The sequence below is a fragment of the Leisingera sp. F5 genome (assembly GCF_001593695.1).
The window spans coordinates 1-1,214 of record NZ_LUKH01001172.1; the positions used below are offsets into that span (position 1 = coordinate 1).

Annotated in this window: 2 pseudogenes; one reads left to right on the forward strand and one right to left on the reverse strand. The window is 55.6% G+C overall.

The window, feature by feature from the left end:
• Positions 1-71: 71 nt before the first annotated feature.
• Positions 72-440 (forward strand): annotated as a pseudogene (locus A2I95_RS39865) (acetyl-CoA C-acyltransferase); the annotation flags it as partial.
• 583 nt (positions 441-1,023) lie between these two features.
• On the opposite strand, the pseudogene A2I95_RS39870 reads toward A2I95_RS39865, so the two are convergent.
• Positions 1,024-1,214, reverse strand: a pseudogene (locus A2I95_RS39870) (transcriptional regulator); the annotation flags it as partial.

The window sequence follows — 1,214 nt, forward strand, 5'->3', positions numbered from 1 at the left end:
TTCGTGACTGGATATTGGGAGAACTTAAGGTCCCCTAAAAGGAAAGTGTGGGATGGAGCAAATCCAAATTTCCCCTTGGCATCTATCGCGGCATGGCAGTCGCAGGCAATACACCGGAAGAGATGGGGATCGGCCCAATCCATGCCATACCGAAATTGCTAAAGAATGCAGGCCTCGGTATCGATGACATCGGGCTTTGGGAGTTGAACGAGGCATTCGCTTGCCAGGCGCTCTATTGCCGCGACCATCTTGGCATTGATCCCGAGCTCTACAACGTGAACGGCGGTGCTATATCGATTGGCCACCCCTACGGCATGACAGGCGCGAGACAAGTCGGGCATGCTTTGCTTGAGGGCAAGCGTCGTGGCGAAAAATACGTGGTTACGTCCATGTGTGTCGGCGGAGGCATGGGGGCCGCAGCGTTGTTCGAAGTCACCTGACGCCACTGAAGTAAAATTAAGCGGAGCGTTATCTGACCGAGACATCGACGACCTGTCATCTGCGACGGTCGCCTTCCGCAGAAGACACGTTCCATCTCGGACGCAATGTGCAAATAGCAGTCATTTGGGAACTCGCAGCGAAAGTCTGAAAAGTCCCGTAAGCCGACACTCGAGGTTGCCCTGGCTGCACTTGCAGCGAATGTCAGCTCGGTCCCGGAGGCATTGCTTGGGATGAAATGCGGCACCCGGTTGCCAATGGCCGCTCTGGCGACCGCTGCAGTGCGGCGGCGGGTTGTGACGAATGGCTGAAAAGGGCCGGTTTGTCATGCTGCTCCAGCGAAGGCCGTTGCCATGACAAATGGCCGGAGTGGGCTCGTTCCATCCATCTGCCGCGCTAGGTGTGAATGGCGGCGGACAGCCCAAACCGAACTTCCGTCCTATCTTCCAGCCGTGACGGGTACTCATGCAGGTCGGGCAGATAGTGGCCACTTGCTACGTACTCGCGAAACTGCAGTCGTAGCCTACATTCCAGCCATTCGCAGCAAAGGGGAAATTTGGATTTGCTCCATCCCACACTTTCCTTTTAGGGGACCTTAAGTTCTCCCAATATCCAGTCACGAAGAGCTACAATATTCGGTCTCCGAGAATGCGCCTCCGGATAGACAAGGTAAAACGTTGATCCAAGCGGAATTGCCAAGTCGAAAAGCTCGACCACGCGTCCAGCCTGGACGTCCTTTGCCGAAAGAAATCGCCATCCAAGCACGACACCAGCAC